Raw genomic sequence first — 14,241 nt, forward strand, 5'->3', positions numbered from 1 at the left:
CGGGGGGAGGGAGGTTTGTCCCGCAACAAAACCTTCATGCAACCGCGTACGGACGGGGCGACCGCGTACGGACTGGGCGACCGCGTACGGACGGGCCGGCGGGCCGGGAGGGACGTCCCGGCCCGCCGGCGGTCGCTCCGCCCCGGGGTCGCGGTGGCCGCTTCGGTCGCGGGCCCCGGCGGGCGGTTCACTCCTGGGGCGCGGCGGCCGCCTTCCTCGCTCCCGGGCCGTACCAGAACAGGACGGCGACGAGCAGCGCGAGGACGGTCAGCCCCGAGGCCCAGAGGAACACGGAGGAGATCGTGTCGGCGGTCTCGCCGCTGCCCCCGGTGAAGGGGACGAGCAGCACCGCGAGGCCGACCGAGCCGCCGATGGTCAGGGCGGTCTGCAGGACTCCGGCCGTGACGCCGGCGTACTCGGGCGGGGCCGTCGTCAGGATGATGATGTTGAACGGGATGATGGACACGCCGACCCCGACGCCGATCAGCACGATCTGGGGCAGGACTCCGGCGGCGTACGTGCTGTCGCCGTCGAGCAGGCTCAGCCAGGCCACCCCGGCGAGGACGACGACCAGGCCGCCGATCGCACGGAGCTTGAGGTCGATCGCGGCGATGCGCGGGGTGAGGACCTGGGTGGTGAGCAGCAGGGCGGCGCCGAAGGGCAGGATGGCGAGGCCGCTCTGGAGGGCGTTCAGGCCCAGCACGTTCTGGAGGTACTGGACCAGGTAGACGAGGTAGCTCGTCAGGACGGCGGCGAGCAGCAGCAGGTTGAGGAAGGAGCCGGCGCGCACCCGGTCGGCGAAGATCCGGCCGGGCAGGAGGGGTTCGGCGCTGCGCCCGTCGACGGCGAACAGCGCGATCCACAGCACGGCGGAGACGGCGAGCGGGACGACGGTCCCGGTGTCGCTCCAGCCCTTCTCGGCGGCGTGCACGAATCCGTATACGAGGGCGGTCACCGCGCCGCCGACGAGGACGGCGCTGGGCAGGCCGAGGGAGCGGCGGCGGGTGGGGCCGTCGTCGGTGCCGAGCGCCTTGACGGCGACGAGCACCAGGACGAGGCCGACGGGGACGTTGACGAGGAGGCTCCAGCGCCAGTCCCCGACCCAGGTCAGGAGGCCGCCGAGGACCATGCCCGCGGACGCGCCGAGTCCGGTGACGGTGGAGTAGAGGCCGAAGGCGCGCTGTCGGCGTTCGCCCTCGAAGACGAGGGCGAGGAGGGCGAGTCCGGTCGGTCCGGCGACGGCGGCGCCGGCGCCCTGGAGGGCGCGTCCGACGAGCAGGACCTCCAGGTTGGGGGCGAGGCCGGCGAGCAGCGAGGCCGCGACGACGAGCAGGATGCCGCCGAGGAAGACCTTGCGGTGGCCGAGGACGTCGCCGAGCCGGCCGGCGAGGAGCAGCAGGCCGCCGAAGGCGAGGAGGAAGGCGTTGGGCACCCAGGAGGCCGAGGCGACGGTGACGTCGAGGTCCTTCTGGAGGGCGGGCAGGGCGACGTTCACGATGGTGCCGTCGAGCTGGAGCATGAACTCGGCGCCGACGATGGCGGTGAGGGCGAGGCCCCAGGGGGCGCGTGCGGGGGCGGCGTCCTTCGGGATGCCGTCGGGGACGGTTTCTGCGGTCACGGGTGGTCCTCCACGGTCGGCGGCCGTCCGCCGGGATGCGGATCGGGTGGGGCGGATCGGGCGCGGCGGTTCGGATGGGACGGGACGGGTGAGGCGGGTCGGGCGCGGCGGGTCGGGCCGAGTGGGGTCGGCTCGGGCGGGGTCGGGTGCGGCGGGACGAGGGGGACGGATCGGGTGAGGCGGTTCGGATGGAGCGGCTTGGGTGAAGCGGTTCGCGTGGAGCGGTTCGGGTGGAGCGGTTCGCGTGGAGCGGGTCGGGTGGAGCCGGTCGGGCGCGGTGGTGCCGCCGGAAGCGGGGCGTCCGGCAGGGGTCCCGCCGGAGCGGCGGAGCCGTGGGCGCACGGCCGTCCGGTGCGCGGCCGACCGGCGCGGGCTACTATCGTGAGACAGCCTCAGGTTAGTTGGCCGCAGTTAACCTGAGGCGACCTCAGGTAGTCAAGTGGAGGCCCCGTGGCAGACAACCCGCCCTACATCGCGCAGCGCCCGAAGCGGGCCGACGGCGCCCGCAACTACGACGCGATCCTGGCCTCGGCCCGCAAGGCCTTCGAGGCGGAGGGCTCCGACGCCTCCCTGGAGGACATCGCCGCCCGGGCCGGCGTCGCGATCGGCACGCTCTACCGCCACTTCCCGACCCGCGCCGCGCTGGTCGAGGCGGCCACCCGGGACGGGCTCGCCGACCTCGTCGCGCGCGCCGAGAGCCTGGCCGGGGACGGGGACCCGCTGGAGGCGCTGGCCGCCTGGATGAGCCGCGCCGTACGGCACTTCAGCACGTTCCGCGGCCTGGTCGGCATCCTCACCCGGAGCATGTACGACGAGGGCACGCCCTCGCACGCCGCGTGCGCCGCGATGCACAGCGGCGGCGCGGAGCTGCTGCGCGCCGCCCAGCGGGCCGGGCGGGTGCGCGCCGACGTCACGCCGGACGAGCTGTTCGACCTGCTCAGCGGGGCGGCCTGGGTGCGGGAGAACGCGCTGCCCGGCGGAGGGGAGCGCGGCGACCGGTACCTGCGCCTGGTCCTGGAAGGCATCGTCGCGCACCCGCAGGCCGGATGAGCCCCGGGCGGACGACCCCGCTCCGCCCCTTTAGGACCGCTTGAGAGGGCCCTCCTAGCGTCGGGCGGGAATCGGTACATCCCGCATCAGGAGGGCTCATCGTGGTGTTGCAGGTCCTGTCCGACTGGCTCACGCCGCTGGTCGCCACACCCCCGAAGACCGTCTCCCCGGAGGTCGGCGCCCTCCGCGACACCGGCAGGTCGCTGATCCTGCGCGACCTCACCGAGAAGGTCGTCGCGTACGAGTCGAACAACCCGGACCCCACCGGCACCACCCCCACCGAGAAGGACTTCGCCACCGTCCGGCTGGAGATCTTCGGCCCCGACGGCACGCGGATCGGGCGGACCGAGGGCGCCGGCCGGATGCTCTACCGCCGTGAGGAGGACGGGCACTTCATCGCGTACTTCGGCGAGGAGATCACGCTCGACGACGGCAACGTCGTCCGGGCGGGCGGACTCGTCGACGACGCCCGGCTGACCGCCGGCGAGCACGCGACGTTCCCCGCCGTCGTGGTCAGCGGTCCGCTGCGCGGCGCGATCGGCTTCCGGCAGTTCCGCCCGGTGGCCAAGGAGTCGCACACGACGTACGAGTCCTCGATCGTCCTGTACCGGAGGTGACGGCCGCCGTGTCATCGACCTCCGCGGCGCGCCCCGCCGCGCCCTCGCCCGCACCCCCCTCCCCCGCTCCCCCCGCGCCGCTTCCCACCCGTCGCATCGGCTCGCTGACCGTGGGCGCCCAGGGGCTCGGCTGCCTGGGCCTGTCCGAGTTCTACGGGCCGGTCGCCCCGGAGACCGCGATCGCCACGATCCGGCGCGCCCTCGACCTGGGCGTCACCCTCCTCGACACCGCCGACGTGTACGGGCACGGCGCGAACGAGGAGCTGATCGGCCGGGCGGTCGCCGGGCGCCGCGACGAGGCGGTGATCTCGACGAAGTTCGGCGTCGTCCGGCCCGGCACGGGCGTCGGTACGGGCATCCGCGGCGACGCGGCCCACGTCCGGGAGAGCTGCGAGGCCTCGCTCCGCAGGCTCGGCGTCGAGCACATCGACCTGTTCACGCTCACCCGCCCCGACCGGAACGTCCCCGTCGAGGAGACCGTCGGGGCGCTGGCCGAACTCCGGAAGGAGGGCAAGATCCGGGAGTTCGGGCTGAGCGAGGCGGGACCGCGGACCCTGGAGCGGGCGCACGCCGTCGCCCCGGTGGCCGCGCTGCAGACCGAGTGGTCGCTGTGGTCGCGGGGCATCGAGCGCGAGGTGGCGGGGGTGTGCCGGCGGCTCGGCATCGCGATCGTCCCGTACGCGCCGCTCGGTCGCGGGTTCCTGACCGGCACGGTCCGCTCCGCCGACGCGTTCGGCGAGGGCGACTTCCGCGGCTTCGGACTGCCCCGGTTCACCCGGGACAACCTCGCCGCGAACCTGCCGCTGGCCGACCGGCTGACCGCGCTCGCGTCCGAACTCGGTACGAGCGCCGCCCGGTTGGCGCTGGCCTGGCTGCACCACCGGGGGCCGGACGTCGTCCCCGTCCCCGGTACCGGCGACCCGGAGCACCTGGCGGAGAACGCCTCGGCGGTCGGTCTCCGGCTCACCCCGTCCCAGCTCGCGGCGGTCGAGGCGGCGGTCCCGGCGGACGAGGTCCACGGCGCCCGCTGGAACGAGCAGAGCCTCGCGTACATCGAGGAGTGACGGACGGGTTCCCGGGGGCCTTCCGGGTCCTCCGGCCCGTACGAAGGACGCGGTTCCGGGTCCTCCGGACCGCATGAAGGACGGTGGGGCGGCCTCCCCGAGAGGGAGGCCGCCCCACCGTCCTTCGTCGTCCCCTTCACCGGCTCCTACCCGGGCACCTCCTCCCGTGACAGCGAGAGCGCCCGTGACGGGCAGAGGTCAACGGCCAGTTCGAGCTCCTCCAGGAGGTCCTCGCCCGGCTTCTCGTCCACGACCACCACCAGGCCGTCGTCGCCGTGGTCGAAGACCCCGGGGACGGTGACCGCGCAGTGTCCGGCCGCCATGCAGCGGTTCCGGTCGGCGTGCACCCGCATCGTCGTCCCCTCCCTCACCACTCGACCGGCAGGCGGTGCACGCCCTGCATCGTGCCGCCGCTGCGGGACGGCAGTTCGGCGACCGGAACGGCCGGCCGCAGCCCCGGGATCCGGGCGAACAGCGTGGTGAAGGCCACCTCCAGCTCCATCCGCGCGAGGTTCTGGCCCAGGCACTGGTGGATGCCGAAGCCGAACGTGAGGTGCTGCCGGGCCGCCGCCGCGCCGCCGCGGCCCTCGGACCGGTGGATGTCGAAGGTGTACGGGTCCTCGTACACGGCGGGGTCGCGGTTGGTCATCGAGGAGGAGACGAGGACCCCCTCCCCCGCCCTGATGACCTCTCCGTCGATCTCGATGTCCTCCTTCGCGACCCGGACCCCGGAGACGTCCGTCACGGAGACCATCCGCAGCAGTTCGTCGACGGCCGCCGGCACCGCCTCCGGCGGCGCCGCGCGGAACGCGGCCAGCTGATCGGGGTGTTCGAGGAGGGTGACCACGCCGAGGGCGATCATCTGCGAGGTCGTGTCGTGGCCGCCGATCAGCAGGGCCAGCGCGATCCGCAGCAGGTCGTCCCGGGTGAGGTCCTCGCCGTCGACCCGGCCGGCGAGCCGGCCGAGCACCCCGTCGCCGCCGCCCGGCGCGCGCTCGTTCGCGGTGAGGAGCCCGTCGAGGTAGTCCCACAGCGCCCGGCCCGCCGCCTCCGCGCCCTCGGCGTCCTTCGCCTGGAGCAGTCCCACGGTCTTCTCCTCGAAGAAGGCGTGGTCCTCGTACGGGACGCCGAGCAGCTGGGAGATGACCATCGAGGGGATGGGCAGGGCGAAGTCCTCGACCAGGTCCGCGGGCGGTCCCTTGCGGAGCATGTCGTCCACCAGTGCGCCGGTCAGTTCCTCGACCCCGGCGCGCATCTCGCGGACGTGCTTGAGGCTGAAGTCGGGGGCGAGCAGGCGCCGGTGCACGTCGTGCACCGGCGGATCGAAGCCGATGACGGCGATCGGTTTGAAGATGGGCGCCTCGAAGCGCGGCAGCACCACGGGGAAGTCGTCCCGGGAGCGGTCGGCGGAGAGCCGCGGGTCGGCGAGGAGCTTCCGGCCGGCGGCGTGCCCGGTGACCATCCAGAGGGACGATCCGTCCCACAGGGACACCCGGTGCAGCGGGCCGTTCCTCCCGAGTTCCCGGTAGGCCGGGGAGGGTTGGTAGGGACAGGTCCTGTCCTGGGGGTAGGAGAGCACCGTACGCGTTCCTTCCGTCGTGTCGGGTCAGTCCGACGCCGCCGGCGCGGTGGGCGCCGCCGGGGCCTTTCCGCCCGCCGCCGGGGTCGGCAGCGGGACGACGTGCGGGGCGGGGATCTTCCGCGGCCGCCCCCACCTGCGCATCCCCGGCTCCTCCACGAACCGGTGCAGCGCCCAGGAGAGCAGGGTGGTGACGGCGAACAGCGCCGCGAGGAGGCCGGTGGCCTGCACCACGTCCCAGGTCCGGCCCGCGCCGAGGACCGTGTGCCCGTACGTCAGGACCAGGAAGTGCACGAGGTACGAGGCGTACGACACGGTGCCCAGCCACTGCAGGGCGCGGCCCCGGAAGGGCGAGAAGCCGCCGCGCACGTCCGCCGTGGCCACCGCCGGGATCAGCAGGGCGAGCGGGGCCACGATCGGCGCGGTGAGGCTGTAGACGCCCGGGAACTGGGAGACCTGGACGGCGAAGCCGAGGACGAGCAGCGCGAGCGCCGGCACCGGGCCGAACCGGATCCAGCCGCCGGTGCGGACGATCCGGGCCATGACGATGCCGAGCGTGAAGTCCAGCGCGCGTATGGGCGGGAAGGACACCAGGAACCAGTTCTGGGTGAGCGACATGTCCTGCCCCGGCAGCTTCGGCGCGCCCGGCAGCCAGGCCTGCGCGACGGCGGGCAGCAGCATGACGACCGCGACGAGGGCGCCCGCGGCCCACCACAGCCGGTGGGCCGGGATGCGCCGGACGAGGGCGTACAGGAGCGGGAACGCGAGGTAGAACAGCAGGTCGCAGGCGAGGGACCAGGTGACCACGTTGAGGGACAGGATGACGTCGAGCCGCGGGTACCAGGTGTGCACCAGGAACAGGCTCGGCAGCAGCTTGAACAGGTCGAGCGTCTGCCCGGCCCAGAGCGCGAGGCCGAGGGCGGCGAACCAGGTGACGACGTGGTTCGGGTAGACCTTGGCCAGCCGGCGGCGCCAGAAGCGGCCGGCCGGCTGCCCCTCCCGTACCGACCAGGTGAGGACGAAGCCGCTGAGGACGAAGAAGAACTCCACCCCGAGCCAGCCGATCGCGAAGGCGTAGGGCCGCAGGGCCGCCTCGGTGTCCGGGTGGTAGAAGCCGAGGACGAAGGAGTGGCAGAGGAAGACCAGGAAGGCCGCGGCGAAGCGCATTCCGGTGAGCGAGGGGAGTCTGGAGGGCTCCGTCGGCTGGGAGGACATGTGTCTCTTCTCGTCGGGGGTTCTCGTGGGGGTTCTCGTGCGGGGGCCGTCGCCGGGTCAGTGCGGGGACGGGCGCTCGGTGATGTCGATGGCCCGTGCCGGGCACAGGTAGGCGGCCTTGCGGGCCTTGTCGTGGTGTTCCGGCGCGGGTTCCGGGGTCAGGACGACGACGAGGCCCTCGTCGTCCTGGTCGAAGACCTCGGGGAGGGTGGCCATGCAGCGGCCGCCGCTGATGCAGGACTCCCGGTCGGCGTGCAGCCGCATCGCGGTCACCACTCGACGGGCAGGGACAGCACGCGCTGCACCGTGCCCGCGCCGAGGATCGGCAGCTCGTCCACGCCGACCGCCAGGCGCATGCCGGGGATGCGGGTGAGCAGCTCCCGGAAGGCGACCTCCAGTTCGAGGCGGGCGAGGTTCTGGCCGAGGCACTGGTGGATGCCGAAGCCGAAGGTCACGTGGTGGGTGTCGGAGCGCAGCACGTCGAACTCGTCGGGGCGCTCGTGGAAGTTCTCGTCGCGGTTGGCGAGGGTCCCGGAGACGAGGACGCCCTCGCCCTCGCGGATGAGGTGACCGGCGATCTCGATGTCGCCCTTGGCGATCCGGGTGGCGACGAGGTCGGTGGTGGCGATGAAGCGCAGCAGCTCCTCGACGGCGCCGGGCAGCCGTTCGCGGTCCTCGTGGAGCTTCGCGAGCTGGTCGGGGTGTTCGAGGAGGGTGATGAGGCCGAGGGCCAGGGACGAGGAGGTGGTCTCGTGCGCGGCGATCAGCAGGACGAGCGCGATGGAGACGAGCTCCTCGTGGCCGATGTCGCCGGTGAGCACCCGCTCGGTGACGAGCTGTCCGAGCAGTCCGTCCGTGGGGGACTTGATCTGCTCGGTGACCAGGCCGTCGATGTAGTCGACGAGGTTCTGCGCGGCGGTCGCCGATTCCTCCTCGGTGCCCAGCATGACCTTGCCGCTGGCGTCCTGGAAGAACTCGTGGTCCTCGTAGGGGACGCCGAGGTGGCGGCAGATGACGAGGGACGGCAGCGGCACGGCGAGCAGCGGCACCAGGTCGGCCGGCGGGCCGTGGGCGATGATCCGGTCGACGAAGCCGGAGACGATCTTCTCGATCTCCGGCCGCATCCGCCTGACCTGCTTGAGGCTGAAGTGCGGGTTGAGGTAGCGCCGGTAGATGTCGTGCTGCGGCGGGTCCATCGCGATCAGGGCGAGGCTCCGGGCGATGTGGGACCGGAACCGGGGCGCGACGATGGGGAAGTCGGGGTGGGTGCGCAGCGAGGAGAGGTTCGGGTGGGTGAGGATCTCCCGGGACTCCTTGTAGCCGGTGACCATCCAGGCCTCGCGGCCGTCGAACAGGGTCACCTTGAGGACCGGCCCCGCCTCGCCGATCTCGCGGTATCCGGCGGGCGGCTGGTAGGGGCACGTGCGCGGCTGCGGGTACGGCGGTGCTTCTGCCATTGCCTTCTCGTCCTTCGAACGGGGCGGAACGCCGGGATGCGGGTGACGGGGCGGGTGCGGGGGCTCCCCCGACCGGACCCGTGGGCCGGGGCCGGGGCCGGGAATCGGGGAGTGGAATCGGGGATTGGGGAGCGGGGATTGGGGAGCGGGGATCGGGAGCCGTCGGCTTCGGGGCCGTCGGGAGCGGGGTGGACCGGACCGGGGCTGCCCGGAACGGGGTTGCCCGGACCGGTGTCGTCGGGGCCGGGACCGCTCGGGCCGGGGTTCCCGGGCCGGGGTCGTCGGGGGCCGGGGTCGTCGGGGGCCGGGGTCGTCGGGGGCCGGGCGGCGGAGGGGTGCCGTGGCGGCGCCGGTGGGGTCCGGCACCCCTGGAAGGGCGACGCTATTGAGCTCCGGGGCGCCGGGCAAGCGCGGTTAAGCGCCGCTTCAGAACTCCTTTCGTCCGGTTCCGGGCGGGCGCGGGACGGCCGCCAGGAGGGCGCGGGTGTAGGGGTGTTCGGGGGCGCGCAGGACCTGCTCGGCCGTGCCGGACTCGACGACCCGTCCGTCCTTCATGACGGCGACCCGGTGGCTCAGCCGGCGCACCACGCCCAGGTCGTGCGAGACGAACACGTAGGCCACGCCCAGGCGTTCCTGGACGCGGATCAGGACGTCGAGGACCTGGGCCTGGACGGAGGCGTCGAGGGCGGAGACCGGCTCGTCGCAGACGACGACGTCGGGCTCCGGCGCGAAGGCGCGGGCGATCGCGAGGCGCTGCGCCTGGCCGCCGGACAGGTCGCGGGCCCGGCGGTCCAGGACGCCGGGAGCGAGGCCGACGTGCTCCAGGAGTTCGGCGACGCGCGCCGCGCGGGCGTTCCGGGGGGTGCCGATCGCCCGCAGCGGCTCCTCCAGCAACTGCCGTGCGGTGTAACGGGGGTCGAAGGAGCCCAGGGGGTACTGGTGGATCGTCTGGACGCGGCGGCGGGCCGCGCGGAGTTCGGCGCGGGTGCGTTCGGTCCAGGCGCGCCCGTCGAGCTCCACGCGGCCCGCGTCGGGCGTCACGACCCCCGTCAGCATCCGGCCCACGGTGGTCTTGCCGGAGCCGGACTCGCCGACGACGCCGAGGGTCTCCCCGGCCCGTACGGTGAGCGACACCCCGTCGACGGCGGTGAGTTCGGGCCGGCCGGGCAGCCGGTACCGCTTCACCAGTCCCTCGGCGCGCAGCAGTACGGGCCCGGGTTCGGGCGCGGCCCTGGTCTCCTCGCCGGGGACGGCGGCGACCAGGGCCCGGGTGTACGGATGGCGGGGCGCGGACAGGATCCGCCCGGCGGGGCCGTCCTCGACGAACCGTCCGTCCTTCATGACGTGGACGCGGTCGGCCAGTTCGCCCACGACGCCGAGGTCGTGGCTGATGAGCAGGACGGCGGTGCCGTCGCGGGCGCGGGCGCGCAGCAGCCGGAGGATCTGCTGCTGCACGGTGGCGTCGAGGGCGGTGGTGGGCTCGTCGGCGATGAGCAGGTCGGGGCGGGCGGCGAGCGCGGAGGCGATCAGGGAGCGCTGGCGCAGGCCGCCGGAGAGCTGGTGGGGGTACTGGGCGGCCCGGGTGCGGGGGTCGGGGACGCCCGCCGCTTCGAGCAGCCGTTCCGTCTCCGCCCGGATCCGCGCGGGCGGGACGGTCCGGTGGGTGCGCAGCGGTTCGGCGACCTCCGCGCCGACGCGGCGGAGCGGGTCGAGGGAGCCGAGCGCGTCCTGCAGCACGAACCCGACGCGCCGGCCGCGCAGCGCGCGCAGCCGGCGCCCGTCGAGTCCGCGCAGGTCGACGCCGTCGAAGGTCAGCGCGGCGGCCCGTACGTCGGCCCCGTCGCCGGCCAGGCCGACGAGGCTGCGGGCCGTGACGCTCTTGCCGGAGCCGGACTCGCCGACGACGGCGACGATCTCCCCCGGCCGTACGGTGAACGACACCCCGCGCACCGCCTCCACCCGGCGGCGGCCGCGGCCGAAGGAGACGGTCAGGTCCTCGACCCGGACCAGTTCGCGCGCGGCCGGTCCTTCGGACGTCTTCGGGGCTTCGGCCGGGGCCGTGCGGGGCTCGGTGCTCATGCGGTGCTCCCGTCGACGGTGCGCTGGAGGTGGCGGCCGACCGTCGTGATCGCGAGGACGGCGAGGGTGATGGCCGCGCCGGGGAAGGCGGCGGGCCACCAGGCGAGGGCGAGGAAGTCGCGGCTGCCGGCCAGCATCGCGCCCCACTCGGCGGTGGGCGGCTGGGGGCCGAGGCCGACGAAGCTCAGGCTGGAGCTCGCCACGATCATCGCGCCCAGGGAGACGGTGGCGAGCGCGAGGACCGGTCCGAGCGCATTGGGCAGCACGTGCCGCAGGACCACCTGGGCGCGGGTCCAGCCGAAGCCGTACGCGGCCTCGACGTACGCCCGGCCGCGCAGCGAGATCACCTCGGCGCGGGCGACGCGGGCGAAGCCGGGCAGCGCGCCGACGGCGAGGCCCACGGTGGCGGCGCCCGCGCCGGGGCCGAGGACGGCGACGACGAGGAAGACCAGGAGGAGGCCCGGCACGGAGAGCAGGACGTCGAGGAACCGGCCGATGGCCTGGTCGGCGAAGCGGCCGAGCTGGGCGGCGGCGACGCCGACGAGGGTCCCGCCGACGAGGGCGAGGGCCACCGCGCCGACGCCGATGAGCAGCGACGGCCGGGTTCCGTGCACGATCCGCGCGTACAGGTCGCGGCCGTTCTGGTCGGTGCCGAGCCAGTGCCCGTCGCCGGGCGGGCGCAGCAGGGCGTCGATGTCGGCCGCGTCGGGGTCGACGGAGGTGAAGAGGCCGGGGAAGGCGGCCATGGCGGTCAGCACCGCGAGGACCGCCGCGCCGAGCCAGAGGCCGGTGCGGGGACGGGTCACGCGGGCCTCCCGGCGTCACGGGTGCGGGGGTCGACGAGCCACTGCAGGGCGTCGACGACGAGGTTGACGAGGACGAACACGGCGGCGGCGAGCAGCACGACGGCCATGACGACGGGCATGTCCTTGTTCTGCACCGCCGACAGCACCAGCCGGCCGACGCCCTGCCGGGAGAAGACGATCTCGACGATCACGGCCCCGCCGATCAGGGAGCCGGCGATCCAGCCCAGGAGCGTCGTGGCGGGCAGCAGGGCGTGCCGCAGCACGTGCCGCAGGCGGAGCGCGAGTTCGCCGATGCCGCGGGCCCGGGCGGTCACCACGAAGGGTTCGTCGAGGGCACGGAGCAGCCCTTCGCGCAGCACCTGGGCGACCACGGCGGTGGGGGCCGCGGCGAGCGCGAGCGTCGGCAGGACGAGGCCGCTCGGGCCGGACGCGCCGACGGTCGGGAACCAGCCGAGGCCGAAGGAGAAGAAGGTCAGCAGGAGCAGGCCGAGCCAGAACGGCGGCAGCGCGACGACGACGGACTCGGCGGCGGCGAACAGGGTCCGGACCCAGCGGCGGCGGTGCGCCCCGAGCACGGCGAGGACGACCGAGCCGGCGGCGGTGACGAGGAGCGTGGAGGCGATCAGCGTGAGGGTGTCGGGGAGCTGGGACCCGACGGCCTCCCACACGGGCCGGCGCAGCACGTACGAGTCCCCGAAGTCGCCGCGGACGATCCGGCCGAGGTAGCCGAGGTACTGGGCGGGCAGCGGGTCGTCCAGGTGGTACTCGGCGGTGATCTCGGCGCGGACGCGGGGCGAGACGCTGGACCGGGCGAGCAGCACGTCCGCGGTGCTGCCCGGCATGATCTGGAGGACCACGAAGGCGAGGGTCACCGCGCCCCACAGGACGACGACGGCGCCGGCCGCGCGGCCGAGGACGAGCCGGAGGAGGCGGACGGGGCGGGCCCGCTCCCGGGCGGTGTCGCCGGGAGCGGGCCCGCCGCCGGTCAGGAGGCCAGCCATGTCGCGTAGAGGCTCGCGGAGCCGTCGGCGGTGAAGCCGGTGCCGCGCACCGCGTCGCGGGCGGCGAGGGTGGAGACGGGCGAGTAGATCGGGAGGACGGCGGCGTCCTCGGTAATCCGCCGCTGCACCTCGCGGTAGATCCGGAACTGTTCCTTCTGGTCGGTGGCGCGCTGGGCGTCGGCGAACAGCTTCTCCACGTCCGGGACGTCGTAGCGGGCCATGTTGTTGCTGATGCCGCGGGCGGGGGTGGGGATGTTGTCCTTGCCGAACAGGACGCGCAGGACGTCGGGTGCGGGCGAGGAGAAGCTGGTGTCGATGATCTCGTAGTCGCCGGCGAGCAGCCGTTCGACGAAGGTGCCGCCGTCGACGTTCTCCTCGACGAACTCGACGCCGAGCTTCTTGCCGGCGGACTGGATCTGCACGGCGAGGTTGGTGATGGACGGGTCGGACCACAGGTGCCGGACGCGCAGCCGCTTGCCGTCCTTGGTGCGGTAGCCCTGGGCGTCGCGGGCGGTCCAGCCCGCCGCGTCGAGCAGCCGCGCGGCCTCCTGGGGGTCGTGGGCGTAGGCGGCGGCGAGGGAGGCGTCGTGGCCGGGGGTGGTCGCGGACAGCGGGCCCTTGGCGGAGGGGTACTGGCCGAAGTGGACGCGCTGGGCGATGGTCGACCAGTCGATGCCGGCGCGCAGCGCCTTGCGCACGGCGACGTCGGCGAGGGGGCCCTTGGCGGTGTTGGGCCAGTAGCTGTAGTTGGCGCCGGGGAAGCTGGTGCTGTGCAGGGTGAAGCCGGGGGTCTTCGCGAGCTGCCGGGTGCTGGTGGGGTCGAGGCCGGTGGCGGCGTCGACCTGGCCGCTGGTGAGCGCGCCGAAGCGGGAGGCGTTGTCCGGGACGACCTGGACCCGGATGCCGTCGAGGCGGGCCGGGCCGGAGTGGCCGGCGGACTTGGGCGCCCAGGCGTGGTCGGGGTTCCGGGTGTACTCGATGCCCTTCTGCGCGACGAGTCCGGTGGCGGTGCGGAACGGGCCGGTGCCGACGATCTTCTTGCAGAGTTCGGCGGTGGACCCCTTGAGTCCGGCCGGGGACTCGATGCCGAGGTTGGGCAGCGCGAGGGCGCCGAGGAAGCCCGAGTCGGGCCGCTCGAGGGTGATCTCGACCGTGTGGGGGTCGACGGCCCGGGAGGACTTGTAGGCGGAGATCAGGCTGGAGGCGAGGAGCGACTTGGTCGCGGGGTCGGCGACGTGGTCGAGGTTGGCGACCACGGCCGCCGCGTCGAAGCGGGCGCCGTCGGTGAAGGTGACGTCGTCGCGGAGGGCGAAGGTGTAGGTCCGGCCGTCGGGCGACAGCGTCCAGCTCTTGGCGAGCCAGGGCTCGAAGGCGCCCTTCGGGGTCTGGTGGACCAGGGAGTCCAGGATCGGCCGGGACAGCAGCCGGGCGGCCTCGGTGGGGCTCTGGTGGGGGTCGAGGCACTCGGGTTCCTTGGCGATGGCGATCCGCAGGGTGCCGCCGTCGCGGGGCGGGCCGCCGGCGGCGGTGCCGCCGTCGGTCCCGGCCCCCGCGGAGCACGCGGTGACCAGCGTCGTCAGCAGGGCGGTTCCCGCCGCCAGGAGGGCGGATCTCTTCGTCCGTGTCCGTGTACCCGAGTGCATGCTCGTCGTCCTCATCGCTTGTGCCGTGACGTTCGGTCAGTCACGGTGCACGGCCGGCCTAAAGCCGGTCTGAAAGCGGACGGCGGGCGCGGTGGGGGCGGGGCGCGGACGG

13 protein-coding genes are annotated in these 14,241 nt (G+C 74.1%); 3 read left to right on the forward strand and 10 right to left on the reverse strand.

Annotated elements, in window-relative coordinates; all coding sequences use genetic code 11:
- Positions 1–187 precede the first annotated feature (187 nt).
- Positions 188–1,618, reverse strand: a complete 1,431-nt coding sequence (locus tag ACWGSR_RS22985) for an MFS transporter (protein WP_376235401.1) — start codon at positions 1,616–1,618, stop codon at positions 188–190.
- A 450-nt stretch (positions 1,619–2,068) separates the two neighbouring features.
- On the opposite strand from ACWGSR_RS22985, the gene ACWGSR_RS22990 reads away from it, so the two are divergent.
- The 3 genes from ACWGSR_RS22990 to ACWGSR_RS23000 all read left to right on the forward strand — a co-directional run bounded on the left by ACWGSR_RS22990 (position 2,069) and on the right by ACWGSR_RS23000 (position 4,349).
- Complete coding sequence (locus ACWGSR_RS22990; RefSeq protein WP_376235399.1) at positions 2,069–2,668, forward strand: TetR/AcrR family transcriptional regulator; 600 nt, start codon at positions 2,069–2,071, stop codon at positions 2,666–2,668.
- A 101-nt stretch (positions 2,669–2,769) separates the two neighbouring features.
- Positions 2,770–3,285 carry an allene oxide cyclase barrel-like domain-containing protein gene (locus ACWGSR_RS22995; RefSeq protein ID WP_366378923.1) on the forward strand — a complete coding sequence of 172 codons (516 nt, stop codon included), beginning with the start codon at positions 2,770–2,772 and terminating at the stop codon, positions 3,283–3,285.
- Positions 3,286–3,380: 95 nt separating this feature from the next.
- On the forward strand, positions 3,381–4,349 hold the full coding sequence (locus ACWGSR_RS23000) for an aldo/keto reductase (protein ID WP_453568612.1): 969 nt from the start codon (positions 3,381–3,383) through the stop codon (positions 4,347–4,349).
- Between the two features lie 146 nt (positions 4,350–4,495).
- On the opposite strand, the gene ACWGSR_RS23005 is transcribed toward ACWGSR_RS23000, so the two are convergent.
- The 9 genes from ACWGSR_RS23005 to ACWGSR_RS23045 form a co-directional block, all read right to left on the reverse strand.
- The gene (locus ACWGSR_RS23005) at positions 4,496–4,702 is read right to left on the reverse strand and encodes a ferredoxin (RefSeq protein WP_383160245.1); all 207 of its coding nucleotides are present in this window, start codon (positions 4,700–4,702) and stop codon (positions 4,496–4,498) included.
- Positions 4,703–4,716: 14 nt separating this feature from the next.
- The gene (locus tag ACWGSR_RS23010) at positions 4,717–5,928 is read right to left on the reverse strand and encodes a cytochrome P450 (RefSeq protein WP_453568564.1); all 1,212 of its coding nucleotides are present in this window, start codon (positions 5,926–5,928) and stop codon (positions 4,717–4,719) included.
- Between the two features lie 27 nt (positions 5,929–5,955).
- Positions 5,956–7,143, reverse strand: a complete 1,188-nt coding sequence (locus ACWGSR_RS23015) for an acyltransferase family protein (RefSeq protein WP_376246940.1) — start codon at positions 7,141–7,143, stop codon at positions 5,956–5,958.
- Positions 7,144–7,200: 57 nt separating this feature from the next.
- The gene (locus ACWGSR_RS23020; RefSeq protein WP_376246955.1) at positions 7,201–7,407 is read right to left on the reverse strand and encodes a ferredoxin; all 207 of its coding nucleotides are present in this window, start codon (positions 7,405–7,407) and stop codon (positions 7,201–7,203) included.
- A 5-nt stretch (positions 7,408–7,412) separates the two neighbouring features.
- Positions 7,413–8,600 carry a cytochrome P450 gene (locus ACWGSR_RS23025; RefSeq protein WP_376246943.1) on the reverse strand — a complete coding sequence of 396 codons (1,188 nt, stop codon included), beginning with the start codon at positions 8,598–8,600 and terminating at the stop codon, positions 7,413–7,415.
- A gap of 426 nt (positions 8,601–9,026) precedes the next feature.
- Complete coding sequence (locus tag ACWGSR_RS23030) at positions 9,027–10,679, reverse strand: dipeptide ABC transporter ATP-binding protein (protein ID WP_453568567.1); 1,653 nt, start codon at positions 10,677–10,679, stop codon at positions 9,027–9,029.
- Entirely contained in the window at positions 10,676–11,485 is an 810-nt protein-coding gene (locus ACWGSR_RS23035) for an ABC transporter permease (protein ID WP_376246949.1), read from the reverse strand. Before ACWGSR_RS23035 ends, ACWGSR_RS23030 begins: the two co-directional genes overlap by 4 nt.
- Positions 11,482–12,486: an ABC transporter permease gene (locus ACWGSR_RS23040; protein ID WP_453568569.1), complete on the reverse strand. Its 1,005-nt coding sequence runs from the start codon at positions 12,484–12,486 to the stop codon at positions 11,482–11,484. The genes ACWGSR_RS23035 and ACWGSR_RS23040 overlap by 4 nt, the downstream gene beginning before the upstream one ends.
- Entirely contained in the window at positions 12,471–14,129 is a 1,659-nt protein-coding gene (locus ACWGSR_RS23045; RefSeq protein ID WP_453568571.1) for an ABC transporter substrate-binding protein, read from the reverse strand. The genes ACWGSR_RS23040 and ACWGSR_RS23045 overlap by 16 nt, the downstream gene beginning before the upstream one ends.
- Positions 14,130–14,241: the final 112 nt, after the last annotated feature.

This window comes from Streptomyces sp. NPDC055632 (assembly GCF_053618675.1).

Bases quoted from the DNA above. Each gene is read 5' to 3' on its own strand.
- ACWGSR_RS23025 (WP_376246943.1), bottom strand. From the start codon at position 8,600: ATGGCAGAAGCACCGCCGTACCCGCAGCCGCGCACGTGCCCCTACCAG.
- ACWGSR_RS23005 (WP_383160245.1), bottom strand. From the start codon at position 4,702: ATGCGGGTGCACGCCGACCGGAACCGCTGCATGGCGGCCGGACACTGC.
- ACWGSR_RS23020 (WP_376246955.1), bottom strand. From the start codon at position 7,407: ATGCGGCTGCACGCCGACCGGGAGTCCTGCATCAGCGGCGGCCGCTGC.
- ACWGSR_RS23045 (WP_453568571.1), bottom strand. From the start codon at position 14,129: ATGCACTCGGGTACACGGACACGGACGAAGAGATCCGCCCTCCTGGCG.
- ACWGSR_RS23030 (WP_453568567.1), bottom strand. From the start codon at position 10,679: ATGAGCACCGAGCCCCGCACGGCCCCGGCCGAAGCCCCGAAGACGTCC.
- ACWGSR_RS23015 (WP_376246940.1), bottom strand. From the start codon at position 7,143: ATGTCCTCCCAGCCGACGGAGCCCTCCAGACTCCCCTCGCTCACCGGA.
- ACWGSR_RS23040 (WP_453568569.1), bottom strand. From the start codon at position 12,486: ATGGCTGGCCTCCTGACCGGCGGCGGGCCCGCTCCCGGCGACACCGCC.